Raw genomic sequence first — 13826 nt, forward strand, 5'->3', positions numbered from 1 at the left:
CACCGACCTCTCCCCTATCACCACTCCAGAAGGGCACTACCCTCTCATGCGCAATCTCCTTGCCAAGACGGTGGCCATCGGTGCCATCGCGACGCTGGCCCTGACCGGCTGCGGCTCCGGCCGTGACGGTGAGTCCGGCGGTGCCGGCGCCCCGACCAAGGGCTTCGCGGCCGACTCCCTGATCGGTGTCGCCCTGCCGTCGAAGACCTCGGAGAACTGGGTCCTCGCCGGTGACCTGTTCACCAACGGCCTGAAGGAGGCCGGCTTCAAGAGCGACGTGCAGTACGCCGGCGCGTCGACCACCGTTGCCGACCAGCAGGCGCAGATCACCGCCATGGTGACCAAGGGCGCCAAGGTCATCGTCATCGGCGCGACCGACGCCGCGCAGCTGTCGACCCAGGTCGCCGCGGCGCACCAGGCCGGCGTGAAGGTCATCGCGTACGACCGGCTGATCACCAACACCCCGGACCTCGACTACTACGTCGCCTTCGACAACTTCAAGGTCGGCCAGCTCCAGGGCCAGGCCCTGCTGGACGGCATGAAGGCCAAGAAGCCGAACGGCCCGTACAACATCGAGCTCTTCTCCGGCTCTCCGGACGACAACAACGCCGGTGTCTTCTTCAACGGCGCGATGAGCGTGCTCAAGCCGGAGATCGACAAGGGCAACCTCGTCGTCGCCTCGAAGCAGACCGACGTCAAGCAGACCGCCATCCAGGGCTGGAAGGCCGAGGGTGCGCAGGCCCGCATGGACCAGCTGCTGACCTCCGCCTACGGCAACAAGCAGCTGGACGGCGTCCTCTCCCCGAACGACACGCTGGCCCGCGCGATCATCACCTCGATCAAGGGTGCCGGCAAGCCGATCCCGGTCGTGACCGGTCAGGACTCCGAGGTCGAGTCGGTCAAGTCGATCATGGCTGGCGAGCAGTACATGACGATCAACAAGGACACCCGGAACCTGGTCAAGCAGACCATCGCGATGGTGAAGTCCCTCCAGGCCGGTGACAAGCCGGAGATCAACGACACCAAGTCGTACAACAACGGCAGCAAGGTCGTCGACACGTACCTGCTCCCGCCGGTCGCCGTGACCAAGGCGAACGCGGCCGAGGCGTACGCGAACGACCCGAAGCTGGCGCCGCTCACCAAGTAAGCACCAGCGGGTAGTCACGACGTCGGGTCCCGGAAGTCCGTTTCCGGGACCCTTCGTTGTACTCCCCGGCAGATACCCACAACAGACCGGGAGGCGGCCTGACCGTGGCGACACCCATGCGGTCCGGGCCACCCCGGCAGGGCCGCAACCCGGAACCCCTGCCGGCCTCGGCGCCCGGCGCCAGCCAGGAGGAGATCCGCCGGAAGAACCTCGGCGCCGTGCTGCGCTACGTCCACGTGCACGGCCCGACCTCCCGCGCCGAGCTGACCAGTCGGCTCCGGCTCAACCGGAGCACCATCGGTGCACTCGCCGCCGACCTCGCCGCCGCCGGCCTGGTGACCGAGGAGGCGCCGACCACCGCCCGCCGCGCCGGCCGCCCCTCGCTGGTGGTCAGCCCCCGCTCCAGCCGCGTCTACGCGCACGCGCTGAGCATCGAGGCGGACGGGCTGCGCGCCGCCCGCGTCGGCCTCGGCGGCCGCATCCTCGACCTGCGCGAGGCCGACCGTCCGTCCGGAATGGCGGCCCCCGACGCCGTCGCCCCGCTGGCCGACTTCGTCCGCGACATGGAACGCGCCGTCCCCGGTGACGCGCTGCTGGCCGGCGGCGCGGTCGCCGTGGTCGACACGACCCGCGACGCCGACGGCCGGATCCGGATCGGCGGCGCCGACGAGACGCTGCACGCCGCGCTCAGCGCGGAGTTCGGGGCCGGACCCCGATTCGTCACCGGCGACCTGGCCGACATCGCCGCTCTCGCCGAGCACGTCCGGGGCGTGGCGGCGGGGGTCAACGACGTCGTCTACCTGCACGGTGACCTGGGCGTCAGCGCCGGCATCATCAGTGGCGGCCGGCTGGTGCTCGGCCACCGCGGGCGCAGCGGCAAGGTCGGCCACATGGTGGTCAACCCGGACGGCCTGCCCTGCGGGTGCGGCTCACGCGGCTGCTGGGAGACCGAGATCGGCGAGGCGGCACTGCTGCGGCACGCCGGCCGGGAGCCGGGCGGCCCGGACGCGGTCGCCGACGTCCTGCGCGCGGCGGCGGCCGGGGAGCAGCCGGCGGTGGCGGCCGTGGAGCGGGTCGCCGACTGGCTCGGCTTCGGCGTGGCCAACCTGGTCAACGTGGTCAACCCGAACACCGTGGTGTTCGGCGGCTCGCTGCGCGAGCTCTACCTCGCCGGCGCGGGCACGGTCCGCCGCCGCCTGGACACGATGGTCCTGCCGCCCTGCCGCGAGATCGTGCACCTGCGCGCGGCGGCGCTCGGCCGCGACGCCGCCCTGATCGGCGCCGCCGAACTGGCCTTCGACACGCTCCTGGCGGACCCGCTGCAGATCGCCGCCACCGGCTAGGCGACTTCCCCGGCGGTCCGCCCGAGCGCCGCCGGCCGGCACCCGGCGCCTGGCCGGTCCCCGGCGAGCGGCAGCGGACCCGAGGGCGCACGACACGTCGCCGGCGCTCGGCCGGCCCCGGTATACCGGGACCGAACGTCAGCCGGCCGCCCGCCGGGCCCGGGCCCGGCGCTTCCCCTCGTGCATGGCCTGCACCCGGGCGACCGGAATGGTCCGCCCCTCGGCGACCAGGTCGGCCGGGAGCCGCTGCGGCGCGGGCAGCGCGTCGGCCCACGGGTCCCGGTCGGCCACCAGCGCCGGCACCGTCCGCACCGTGAAGTCGGCCGGGGTGACCCGGTCGAGGTCGTCCCAGGCCACCGGGAAGGAGACCGGCAGGCCGGGCCGGACCCGCGGGCTGTACGCGGCCACCACCGTCGCCCCGCCGGCCCGGGTCGCGTCGACGAAGACCCGGCCACCCCGGTCCTCCCGGATGAAGGCGGTGGTGGCCAGGGCCGGGTCCAGCCGTTCGGCGTGCACGGCGAGGGCGCGGGTGGCGGCGGCCGCCTCCTCCGCGGTGGTCGCCGGGTCGACCGGTACGAAGACGTGCACGCCCTTCGCCCCGCTGGTCTTGAGCGCCCCGGCCAGGCCCACGTCGTCGAGCGCCTGCCGCACCAGCGCGGCGGCCCGGACGACCAGCCCGAACGGCTCCCCCTCCGGCGGGTCGAGGTCCAGCACCAGGTGGGTCGGGTGCTCGGGGTGCGCCACCGTGCTCAGCGTCGGGTGGTACTCGATCGCCCGCTGGTTGGCGAACCAGAGCAGGGTGCGCCGGTCGTCGCAGAGGGCGTACGACACCTGCCGGTGGGACGCCTCCGCCCAGACGGAGGTGCGGCGCACCCAGTCCGGCGTGTACTTGGGCAGGTTCTTCTGCATGAACGGGTCCTGCCCGCGCAGCAGCCGGATCACCGAGAGCGGCCGGTCGCGCAGGCCGGTCAGGATGCGCTCGCGCACGGCGTCCAGGTAGTCGACCAGGTCCCGCTTGGTGACGTCACCGCCGGCGAGCAGCGGTTGGTCCAGGTTGGTCAGCCCGACCCCGTCCCGGGTCTCCTCCGCCCCGCTCATCAGCCCACCTTCCCGGCTGCACCGTCCGGCCGCAAGCCGACGCGGCGGTCAGCCCGCGAACGGGTCGCCGCCGCCGCGCAGCACGTCGAGCATCCCGGCGGCCCGGGCCCGGGCCGCGGCGTACACGCCGGAGCCGAGGCTGATCCGGGCCACGCCGAGGCGGACCAGCTCCCCGACCCCGGGGGTGCCGGGGCGCAGCAGCACGTTCACCGGCCCGTCGACCGCCGCGACGAACCGCCCGATCAGCTCCGGGTCGGCCAGCAGGATCGGGTAGACGCAGTCGGCGCCGGCGGCGCGGTAACGAACGGCCCGGCGGACCGCCTCGTCGAATGCCCGGGCCGGATCGCCGGCGGCGCGCAGGAAGACGTCCACCCGGGCGTTGACCACCAGGTCCGGCCCGGCCGCCGCACGGACGGCGGCGAGCAGGTCCGCCTGATCGTCCACCTCGCACAGCCGTCCGGTACCCGGTTCGGAGTCCTCCAGGTTGAGTCCGGCCGCCCCGGTGGCGAGCAGCCGCTCGGCCAGTTCGGCCGGCGGCAGGCCGTACCCGCGCTCCAGGTCGGCGGTGACCGGCACCTCGACGGCTCCGACGACCCGGGCCACCGCGGCGAGCATCTCGGCCACCGGGGTGGCCTCGCCGTCGGTGTGGCCGAGCGATTCCGCCACGGCGGCGCTGCTGGTGGCGACGGCGGGGAAGCCGGCGGCGGCGACGGCGCGGGCGGAGCCGGCGTCCCAGGCGTTCGGCAGGATCAGCGGGTCGCCGGGGCGGTGCAGGGCACGCAGCGCGGCGGCGGAACGGGTCGACGTCATGGGTCGATTCTCGGCCGGCGGGTGGCCCACCCCTAAGCTCCAATCCCGTGCCGATGGACTGGGCCGGTTTCGGCGTCGACCTGCACCTGGAGTTGGACGCCAGCGGCGGCCGGCGGGCCGGGCTGGAACGCGCGCTGCGCGCGGCCATCCGGGACGGCCGGCTGCCGCCGTCGACGCGGCTGCCCGCAACCCGGGCGCTCGCCGCCGAGCTGGGCCTGGCCCGGGGCACCGTCAGCGCCGCATACGACCAGCTGGTCGCCGAGGGCTGGCTGGTGGCCCGGGTCGGCTCCGGCACCGAGGTGAGCCCGCTGCGGCAGGCCGGGCCGCCGGCCGCCACGCCGCCGCCCGGTCCCGCCGCGCCCCGGTACGACCTGCGGCCGGGCAGCCCGGACGTGGGTGCCTTCCCGGTCACCGCCTGGCTGCGGGCCACCCGCCGGGCGCTGGCCGTCGCCCCGGCGAGCGCGTACGGCTACGGCGATCCGCGCGGGCGGGCCGAGCTGCGGGCCGCGCTCGCCGGCTACCTGGGCCGGGCCCGCGGCGTGCTGGCCGACCCCGAGCGGATCGTCGTGACCAGCGGATACGTCCAGGCGCTGGTGCTGCTGACCACGGTGCTGGCCGACGCCGGCGCGCCGACGGTGGCGATGGAGGACCCGGGGTTGCCCTTCCACCGCGAGGTGGTGCGCCGCCAGGGCGGCCGGGTGCTCCCGCTGCCGGTGGACGAGGGCGGCGCCCGCACCGACCTGCTCGGCTCCGGTGCGCTGGCCGAGGTGGCGGCCGTGGTGGTCACCCCGGCCCACCAGTACCCGACCGGGGTGACGCTGCGCCCGGACCGCCGGCACGCGCTGACCGGCTGGGCCCGGGACGCCGCCGCCCTGCTGGTGGAGGACGACTACGACGGCGAGTTCCGCTACGACCGACAGCCGGTCGGCGCGGTGCAGGGCATGGCCCCGGAGCAGGTCGCCTACGTCGGCACCGCGGCGAAGACCCTCGGCCCGGCGTTGCGGCTGGCCTGGCTGGTGCTGCCGGCCCGGCTGGTCGAGCCGGTGGTGGAGGCCAAGCGCCACCTGGACGTGCAGACCGAGGTGGTCGGGCAGCTCGCGCTCGCCGACCTGATCACCAGCCACGGGTACGACCGCCAGGTGCGCACCGTCCGCCGCCGCTACCGGCAGCGGCGTGACCTGCTGCTGGACCGGCTGGCCGGGCTGACGCCCGTCGGCGGGGTCGCCGCCGGGCTGCACGCCACCGTCGCGCTGCCGCCGGGCGGGCCGACCGAGGCGGAGGTGCTGGCCGCCGCGGCCGCCCGGGGGCTGGCGCTGACCGGGCTGGACGCCCACCGGCACCGCCCCGGGGCGGGCCCGCCCGGGCTGGTCGTCGGGTACGCCACCCCGCCCGCGCACCGCTATCCGGCCGCGCTGGACGAGCTGGCCACGGTGCTGCGTACCGTCTCGATCCCGCCCTGACCTCGGCGCAGCGCCACCAGGGCGACCAGCAGCGCGGCGGTGACCAGGGCGGCCGCGGCGGCGAACGCGGCGCGGTAGCCGGCGGCGAGGGCGTCGGTCCCGGCCCGGCCGGCGGCGCCCAGCACGTCGGTGCGGTGAGCGGCCAGGGTGGCCAGCGCGGCCAACCCGAGCGCGCCGCCGACCTGCTGGGTGGTGTTGGCCAGCCCGGAGGCGAGGCCCGCGTCGGCCGGGTCCGCGCCCGCCATGGCGAGGGTGGTGACCGCGGGCAGGGTCAGCCCGCCGGCCAGGCCGAAGACGAGGATCGCCGGGAGCACGTCGGTCGGGTAGTCGCCGTCCACCGGCAGCCGGGCCAGCAGCAGGAACCCGGGTACGGCCAGCGCCAGCCCGGTGAGCAGCACCGCCCGGCCGCCGAACCGGGCGATCAGCCGGCCGGCGAAGCCGAGCGAGACCACCGCGATCACCACCGGGGTGGGGAGGAAGGCCAGCCCGGTGGCGGCCGGCGCCAGGCCCAGCACGAGCTGGAGTTCCAGGGCCAGCAGGAACTGGAAGCCGAAGAACGCGGCGATGGTGAGGAACTGGACCAGGTTCGCGGCGACCAGGTCCGGCGTGCGCAGCACCCGGGGCGGTAGCAGCGGGGTGGCGGCGACCGCCTGCCGGAGCGCGAACGCCCCGAGCAGCGCCCCGGCCAGCAGCGCGGCGGCGAGGGTGCGCGGGGACGTCCAGCCGTGCTCGCCGGCGCCGACGATCGCCACCACGGTGGCCATCAGGCCGGCGGTGACCAGCGCCGCGCCGGGCAGGTCGAGGCCGGCCCGCAGCCCGATGCCGGAGTCGGCCGGCACCCACCGCGCGGCGCCGCCCACGATGAGCAGGCCGATCGGCAGGTTGATCAGGAAGATCGCCGGCCAACCGGCCAGCTCGGTGAGGAACCCGCCGGCCAGCAGGCCGAGCGAGGCGCCGGCCGCGCCGGTGAAGCTGAACACCGCGATGGCCCGGGCCCGCTCGGCGGGCGCGGGGAAGAGCCCGACGACCATGCCGAGGCCGACCGCGGTGGTGAGCGCGCCACCGGCGCCCTGGAGGAACCGGGCGACGACCAGGGTGGTCGGGTCGCCGGCCAGCGCGCAGGCCACCGAGGCGAGGGTGAACAGGGCGACCCCGGCGAGGAACACCCGCCGACGGCCGGCCAGGTCGCCGAGCCGCCCGGCGAGCAGCAGCAGCCCGCCGAACGCGACCAGGTAGGCGTTGACCACCCAGGGCAGGTCGGCGGCGGCGAAGCCGAGGTCGCGCTGGATGGCGGGCAGGGCCACCGCGACGATGCTCCCGTCCAGAATGATCATCAGGCTGCCGGCGCAGAGCACGAGCAGCGCCGCCCATCGGTTCGTCATCGACGTCCTCCTTGGTGCACGGTTTGTTACCAAGGCCATCGTCTGTGACCATCAGACCGAGCGGAAGGAGGCACTTTGGTGTCCCAGGGGAACAGCTGTGTGTCCATCGGACGCGCCCAGGCCCGCGCCTGCACCGTCCGCGAGGCGCTGGACCGGGTCGGTGGCAAGTGGAGCATCGGCATCCTGGTGGCGGCCGCCAAGGGGCCGGTCCGCTTCACCGAACTGGAACGGCAGGTGGAGGGGATCAGCCGGCGGATGCTGACCCTCACCCTGCGCAACCTGGAACGGGACGGCCTGCTGCACCGGCGGGTGTACCCGACCGTGCCGCCGAAGGTGGAGTACACCGCCACCCCGATGGCCCTGGAGCTCTACGAGTCGCTGGTGGCGCTCACCGACTGGGCCGAACGGCACCGCGGGGCGATCAGCGAGGCGCGGGCCGCGTACGACCGGGAGCACGCGGCGCAGTGACTCCGGCGGCGACCGGCGCGTCCCACTCGACGTGGTGGTCGTACAGCCAGGCGAGGGAGGCGCCGCCGGTCTTCGCCATCCGCCTGGCGTACAGGGGCAGGGCGACGTCCCGCACCAGCCGGGCGACCGGACCGGCGGCCTTGGTGCCGCTGTTCCGCCGCCCCTGCGCCACCACCCGCTCGACCCGCTCCCGGCGCAGCCGCTCGTACGCGGTGAAGGCGGCCGGCACGTCGGGCAGGTCGCGCAGGCACCGGGCCAGCGTCACCGCGTCCTCGAACGCCATCGCCGCGCCCTGACCGGAGGAGGGGGCGGCGGTGTGCGCCGCGTCGCCGATGACGATCATCCGGTCGCGGTGCCAGACGGGCAGCGACGGCAGGTCGTAGGTGGGCCAGCCGTACCGGATCCGGTCGGTGGCCTCGACGATGCGCAGGGCCGGGCCGGCGTCGTCCGCGAAGAGGGCGCGCAGCCGGGCGCGTGACTCCTCCGGGCCGATGGCGGCGAGCTGATCCGGGGTCAGCTCCGCCGGCTGGGGCGGGTTGGCGAACCACCAGATCTCGTCGTCGCCCACGGGGATCCAGCAGAAGAAGCACCGCCGACCGAAGACCATGTTCATCACGCCCGGCTCGCCGGGCAGCCCGAGGCCGCGGGTGAAGCCACTGGCGTTGAGCAGCGGGACGTAGCGGGGCGCGGGCGCCGCCGGGTCGATGATCTCCCGGGTCCGCGAGCGCAGCCCGTCCGCGCCGATCAGGAGGTCACCCTCGGCGCTCCGGCCGTCGGCGAACCGGGCCGTTACCCCCACCCCGGTCGACTCGGCCGACACCAGGCGGGCGCCGTGCACGATCGGTACGCCCTGCCGGGCGGCCTCGTCACGCAGCGCCCGGTAGAGGTCGGACCGACGCACCGTGGTGCTGCCCCGCCCCCGGGTACGGGTGCCGCTGGTGCCGAACTCGCCCAGCCGGCGGCCCTGGTGGTTGAACATCGCCATCCGGGGAGTCGGGTGGCCGAGCCCGGCGACCAGCGCGTCCAGGCCGATCGCCCGCAGCGCGTCCATCCCGTTGACCGAGAGGGTCAGGAAGGAGCCCACGCCGACGGCGTCCCGCTCGTACGCCTCGTGGATCGCCGAGTCGATGCCGGCGCGGCGCAGGGCGAGGGCGGCGACCGGGCCGGCGATGCCACCGCCGATGATCAATGCTTTAGTCATGCCATGACTATACATAGAATGACTATGATGGGGAAGGCCGTCACCTAAGGTGAGGCCATGGCCGCCCGCGCACACCGCCACTCACCGCTGGCGATGATGGTGCTCGCCCTCCTGGTCGAGCAGCCGATGCACGCGTACCGGATGCAGCAGCTCATCCAGGAGCGCGAGAAGCAGGACGTGGTCAACGTCGCGCAGCGCAACAGCATCTACCAGGCCATCGAGCGGCTGCGGCGCGACGAGCTGGTGCGGGTCAGCCACACCGCCCGGGACGAGCGGCGGCCGGAACGCACGGTCTACGAGCTGACCGACGCCGGCCGGCGGACGCTGGACGGCTGGCTGGTCAAGGCGCTGGCCACCCCGGCGCGCGAGTTTCCCGAGTTCCCCGCCGCGCTCTCCTTCCTGCCGCTGCTGCCACCGGCCGAGGCGGCCCGGCAGCTCGAACGACGCGCCGAGACCCTCGCCGCGCGGCTGCGCGAACGCGAGGCCGTCCTCGCCCGGGTCGACCTACCGCGGCTCTTCCTGGTCGAGGACGAGTACCGGCTGGCACTGCTGCGCACCGAGCTGGACTGGGTCCGCGGCCTCGCCGGCGACCTGCGCGCCGGGACGCTGACCTGGTCCGGCGAGTGGCTGGCCGGCTGGACCGGCGGGGCGGACGGCGCCGGGGAGTGACCGGTGTGGCGAACGCCACCCGATGCGTCTGACCGATCGGTCAGGCTCTGACCGATCGGTCAGGCATGCTGGAACGCATGGCACGGACGACCCCGCAGACCCACGGCGAGATCCTTGCCGCGGCGGCACGGCGGTTCGCGGTGACCGGCTACAAGGGCACCTCGTTGCAGGACATCGCCCGTGCGGTGGGCTGTTCCAAGGCGGCCGTGCTCTACCACTTCGCCAACAAGGAAGCCCTGCTCGCCGAGCTGATGGCCAGGCCGATCGAGGTGCTGCGCCAGCTCGACGAGCGGATCGCCGCCCTCGACGGCGCCGCCGCCCAGCGCGCCGCCGCCGAGGGCTTCGTGGACCTCGCGGTCCGCTTCCGGCGGGAGATCGCGCTGCTGCGCGGCGAGTTCCCCGAACTGCTGGCGCAACCGGCCTTCGCCCATGTCCAGCGCATCTCCGAACGGCTGCTCGACGCGCTCGCCGGGCACTGCGAGGGCCCGGGCGGCCGGATCGCGGCGATGGTCGTGCTGGCCGGGGTGCCGGAGGCGTGCGCCGAGTTCGTCGACGTGCCCGACGACGAGTTGCGCCCCGCCCTGCTGGCGATCGCCACCCGGGCGCTCGCACCGCTCGACCCACCCAACCCCGAATGAGGACAAGGATCTGATGGCGACCCTGCTGTACCGGCTCGGCCGGGCCTCATTGCGCCACCGGCGACTCGTCGTCGCTGTCTGGCTCGTCGTACTCGTCGGCCTCGGCCTCGCCGCGGCGACCCTGCGCGGCCCGACGGCGAGCAACTTCACCATGCCCGGGACCGAGTCGCAGCAGGCGCTGGACCTGCTGGCCGAGCGGTTCCCGGCGGCCAGCGGCGCCACCGGGACCATCGCGGTCAAGGCGCCGGCCGACGGCCGGCTCGCCACGCCCGAGGGGCAGGCGGTGGTCAAGGGCGTCGTGCAGGAGGCCGCGACCCTGCCCGGCGTGGTCGGCGCCGTCGACCCGTTCCAGGTCCAGGCGGTCTCCCCCAACGGCCGGTACGCCCTGGTGCAGGTGCAGTTCGCGACGGGCGCCGACGAGGTCACCGACGACCAGCGCGAGGCGTACGAGAAGGTCGGCGCGCAGGCCGAGGCGCAGGGCTGGCAGGTCGCGCCCGGCGGCGAGGTGCTCAACACCGAGCCCGAGGTCGGCTCCACCGAGGCGCTGGGCGTGCTGGTCGCCGCGATCGTCCTGATCATCACGTTCGGCTCGCTGGTCGCCGCCGGGATGACCATGCTCAACGCCCTGATCGGCGTCGCCGTCGGCATGGCCGGCCTGTTCGCGCTCAGCGGCGTGGTCGAGCTGACCAGCACCGCACCCATCCTGGCCCTGATGCTCGGCCTGGCCGTCGGCATCGACTACTCGCTCTTCATCACCTCCCGGCACCGGCAGAACCTGCTCGACGGGCTGGAGCCGGACGAGGCGGTCGGCCGGGCGGTGGGCACGGCCGGCTCCGCCGTCGTCTTCGCCGGCGCCACCGTGGTCATCGCGCTGGCCGGCCTGGCCGTGGTCAACGTCCCCTTCCTCACCGTGATGGGTCTGGCCGCCGCCGGCACCGTCACCGTGGCGGTGCTCGTCGCGATCACCCTCCAGCCGGCGCTGCTCGGCTTCGCCGGCCGCAAGGTGCTCCCCCGCAGGCTGCGCCGGGCCGACGCCGCGCCGGCCGCCGGCGACACCCCGCCCGCCGAGGACCGCTCCGGCTTCGGCTTCCGCTGGGCGCACTGGGTCACCAAGCTGCGGATCCCGGTCATCCTGGTCGGCCTGCTCGGCCTCGGGCTGCTCGCGCTGCCGGCGCAGGACATGCGGCTGGCCCTGCCGGACGCGGCCACCGCGCCCGAGGGCAGCGCGGCCCGGGTCAGCAGCGACGTCATCCGCGAGGGCTTCGGGCCCGGCTTCACCGGCCGGCTCGCCGTGGTGGTCACCTCGGACTCCCCGCAGGACACCGCGGCCGCCGTACCGCAGGTCACCGCGCTGATCCAGCGCACCGAGGGCGTGCTGGCCGTGGCCCCGCCGCAGGTCGACCCCTCCGGCCGGACGGCGCTGCTCGGCGTCATCCCCAGGACCGGGCCGACCGACGCGGCCACCGAGACGCTGGTCCACGACATCCGCGACGGCGTCGGCTCGATCGGCAACGCCGAGGTGCTGCTCACCGGCGTCACCGCGATCGGCATCGACGTCTCCGAGAAGCTCTCCGACGCGCTGCCGGTCTACCTGCTGCTCGTCGTCGGGCTGTCGATCCTGCTGCTGATGCTGGTGTTCCGCTCGATCCTGGTGCCGGTCAAGGCGGCGCTGGGCTTCCTGCTCACCGTGGCCGCCACCTTCGGCATCACCGTCGCGGTGTTCCAGCAGGGGCACCTGGCCGACCTGGTCGGGCTGGACACCCCCGGCCCGCTGATCAGCTTCCTGCCGATCCTGCTGATCGGCATCCTGTTCGGACTCGCCATGGACTACGAGGTCTTCCTGGTCTCCCGGATGCGGGAGGACTTTGTGCACGGCGACACCCCGCGCCAGGCCACCATCAACGGGATGGGCCACGGCGCCCGGGTGGTCACCGCCGCCGCGCTGATCATGATCTCGGTCTTCGGCGGCTTCGTCTTCCTCGACGACCCGGTGATCAAGTCGATGGGCTTCGCGCTCGCGATCGGCGTCGCCATCGACGCCTTCGTGGTGCGGATGACTATCGTGCCGGCGGTGATGTCGCTGCTCGACCGGACGGCCTGGTGGCTGCCCCGCTGGCTGAACCGGACACTGCCCAACGTGGACATCGAGGGTGAGGGGCTGCGCGCCCACCTCGACCGGGAACCGGTCGACGCCTGACGGACGGGGCCTGCCCGGCCGGCCTACACGCCGGCCGGGTAGGTCTCCATCTCACCCATCGCGCTCAGCGCCGGCAAGGGATGCAGCGCGGTGGTCTCGTCGCACCAGATGAACCCGTCGTACCGCTCGGCCAGCCGGGTCGGCACGTAGTTGCCCCAGGACTCGAAGGTCGGATCGTAGACCACCCCGATCGCCCGGTGGTCGGCGGTGCCGGTGATCCACTCCGGCTCGTCCGCACCGCCGAAGACCAGCACCGCGCGCTCCGGCATCAGCTCGTGCAGCCGCCGCTCCACCGAACCCTCCCGGGCCGGCGGCACCACCATCGCCTCGGCCGGCGAACCCCAGCGCGGCGCGGCGACGACCGTCCCCCGGTAGCCGCCGAAGCCGACCAGCACGACCCCGTCGCGGCCCAGCCGTTCCCGACCCAACTGGCCGATGTTCACCAGCCCGTCGGCGGCCATGTCGGTGGCCCGGGCATCTCCCACGTGCGTGTTGTGCGCCCAGACGATCCCCCGCGACTGGGGGCCGTAGTGCTCCAGCAGGCGGTCCAGGGTGTCCGTCATGTGGATGTCCCGCACGTTCCACGACTCCGGGCCGCCGCGCACCATCGCCCGGTAGTAGCGCTCCGCGCCGGCCACCACCTCCGCGTTCTGCCAGGCCGCGAAGGCGTCCGGGCCGTCCGCCGCGGCGTGTGCCCGGGTACGCGCCAGCAGGCGTACCACCTCCTCCTCGCAGCGCGCGGAGACGAACCGGCTGGCCGCGCCGTACTCCTCGACCTGCTTGCCGTACGGCTCGAAGCAGCGGTAGGCCTCCTGCGCCGCCTCCAGCGACTGCGGGTCCTCCTCGCCGAGGTAGTCGAAGATGGCCTGCATCGACTCCCACAGGCTGTAGACGTCCAACCCGTGGAAGCCGGCCCGCTCCCCCGCCGGGCGTTCCATGTTCCAGGCCCGCAACCAGCGGCAGAACCGGTTCACCTCGGCGTTCGCCCACATCCAGGTGGGCCAGCGTTCGAAGCATTCCAGCGCGAGCCGCGGGTCGGCGGCGCCGCCGGGCGCGCCGGTCACCGACCGGTTCACCCGGTCGCAGTCCGGCCAGTCGCCCTCCACCGCCACGAAGGAGAAGCCGTGCTCGGCGATGAGCCGGCGGGTGAGCTGCTCGCGCAGCCGGTAGTAGTCGTAGTTGCCGTGCGTCGCCTCGCCGATCATCACCACCCGGGCGTCCCCGACACGCGCCAGCAACGGATCGAAGTCGCTCGGCGCGCCGAGCCGCTGAACCAGCATGTGCGCGGCTACCCGGCGGGCCGGCGACCAAACCGCCGCCCGTGGCCGCGGGCGTCGACGGGCGTCCCGGTCTCACCCCTGGAACCGGTCACTTCCGCCGATTGCGGTGTGCCGGCGCGCAGGACGGGTAGCC

Annotated in this window: 12 protein-coding genes; 7 read left to right on the forward strand and 5 right to left on the reverse strand. The window is 74.5% G+C overall.

Annotated elements, in window-relative coordinates; translation table 11 throughout:
* Positions 1-46: 46 nt before the first annotated feature.
* Both ACTMTB_RS05650 and ACTMTB_RS05655 read left to right on the forward strand, forming a co-directional pair.
* On the forward strand, positions 47-1147 hold the full coding sequence (locus ACTMTB_RS05650; protein WP_280835974.1) for a substrate-binding domain-containing protein: 1101 nt from the start codon (positions 47-49) through the stop codon (positions 1145-1147).
* Between the two features lie 116 nt (positions 1148-1263).
* Entirely contained in the window at positions 1264-2490 is a 1227-nt protein-coding gene (locus ACTMTB_RS05655; protein WP_441143992.1) for an ROK family protein, read from the forward strand.
* A gap of 138 nt (positions 2491-2628) precedes the next feature.
* Here ACTMTB_RS05655 and ligD read toward each other — a convergent pair whose 3' ends face one another.
* Both ligD and ACTMTB_RS05665 read right to left on the reverse strand, forming a co-directional pair.
* Positions 2629-3588 (reverse strand): non-homologous end-joining DNA ligase, encoded by a 960-nt coding sequence (gene ligD / locus ACTMTB_RS05660; protein ID WP_441142964.1) that lies wholly within the window; start codon positions 3586-3588, stop codon positions 2629-2631.
* 48 nt (positions 3589-3636) lie between these two features.
* Entirely contained in the window at positions 3637-4398 is a 762-nt protein-coding gene (locus tag ACTMTB_RS05665; protein WP_441142966.1) for an isocitrate lyase/PEP mutase family protein, read from the reverse strand.
* Between the two features lie 53 nt (positions 4399-4451).
* On the opposite strand from ACTMTB_RS05665, the gene pdxR reads away from it, so the two are divergent.
* Complete coding sequence (pdxR, locus tag ACTMTB_RS05670; protein WP_441143994.1) at positions 4452-5858, forward strand: MocR-like pyridoxine biosynthesis transcription factor PdxR; 1407 nt, start codon at positions 4452-4454, stop codon at positions 5856-5858.
* On the opposite strand, the gene ACTMTB_RS05675 is transcribed toward pdxR, so the two are convergent.
* Positions 5798-7240: an MFS transporter gene (locus tag ACTMTB_RS05675; RefSeq protein WP_441142968.1), complete on the reverse strand. Its 1443-nt coding sequence runs from the start codon at positions 7238-7240 to the stop codon at positions 5798-5800. The genes pdxR and ACTMTB_RS05675 overlap by 61 nt on opposite strands.
* Before the next feature lie 99 nt (positions 7241-7339).
* On the opposite strand from ACTMTB_RS05675, the gene ACTMTB_RS05680 reads away from it, so the two are divergent.
* On the forward strand, positions 7340-7708 hold the full coding sequence (locus ACTMTB_RS05680) for a winged helix-turn-helix transcriptional regulator (RefSeq protein WP_179801629.1): 369 nt from the start codon (positions 7340-7342) through the stop codon (positions 7706-7708).
* Here the strand turns inward: ACTMTB_RS05680 and ACTMTB_RS05685 are convergent.
* Entirely contained in the window at positions 7662-8909 is a 1248-nt protein-coding gene (locus tag ACTMTB_RS05685) for an FAD-dependent oxidoreductase (protein ID WP_441142971.1), read from the reverse strand. The two genes, ACTMTB_RS05680 and ACTMTB_RS05685, sit on opposite strands and share 47 nt — an antisense overlap.
* 57 nt (positions 8910-8966) lie before the next feature.
* On the opposite strand from ACTMTB_RS05685, the gene ACTMTB_RS05690 reads away from it, so the two are divergent.
* The 3 genes from ACTMTB_RS05690 to ACTMTB_RS05700 all read left to right on the forward strand — a co-directional run bounded on the left by ACTMTB_RS05690 (position 8967) and on the right by ACTMTB_RS05700 (position 12413).
* Positions 8967-9578: a PadR family transcriptional regulator gene (locus ACTMTB_RS05690; RefSeq protein WP_441142973.1), complete on the forward strand. Its 612-nt coding sequence runs from the start codon at positions 8967-8969 to the stop codon at positions 9576-9578.
* Positions 9579-9655: 77 nt separating this feature from the next.
* Positions 9656-10216 carry a TetR/AcrR family transcriptional regulator gene (locus ACTMTB_RS05695; RefSeq protein ID WP_441142975.1) on the forward strand — a complete coding sequence of 187 codons (561 nt, stop codon included), beginning with the start codon at positions 9656-9658 and terminating at the stop codon, positions 10214-10216.
* Positions 10217-10229: 13 nt separating this feature from the next.
* Positions 10230-12413: an MMPL family transporter gene (locus tag ACTMTB_RS05700; RefSeq protein WP_441142977.1), complete on the forward strand. Its 2184-nt coding sequence runs from the start codon at positions 10230-10232 to the stop codon at positions 12411-12413.
* A gap of 23 nt (positions 12414-12436) precedes the next feature.
* Here ACTMTB_RS05700 and ACTMTB_RS05705 read toward each other — a convergent pair whose 3' ends face one another.
* Positions 12437-13693, reverse strand: a complete 1257-nt coding sequence (locus ACTMTB_RS05705) for an erythromycin esterase family protein (protein WP_441142979.1) — start codon at positions 13691-13693, stop codon at positions 12437-12439.
* Between the last annotated feature and the right edge of the window lie 133 nt (positions 13694-13826).

It is taken from the genome of Micromonospora sp. L32, assembly GCF_052068055.1.
Taxonomy (GTDB): domain Bacteria; phylum Actinomycetota; class Actinomycetes; order Mycobacteriales; family Micromonosporaceae; genus Micromonospora; species Micromonospora purpureochromogenes.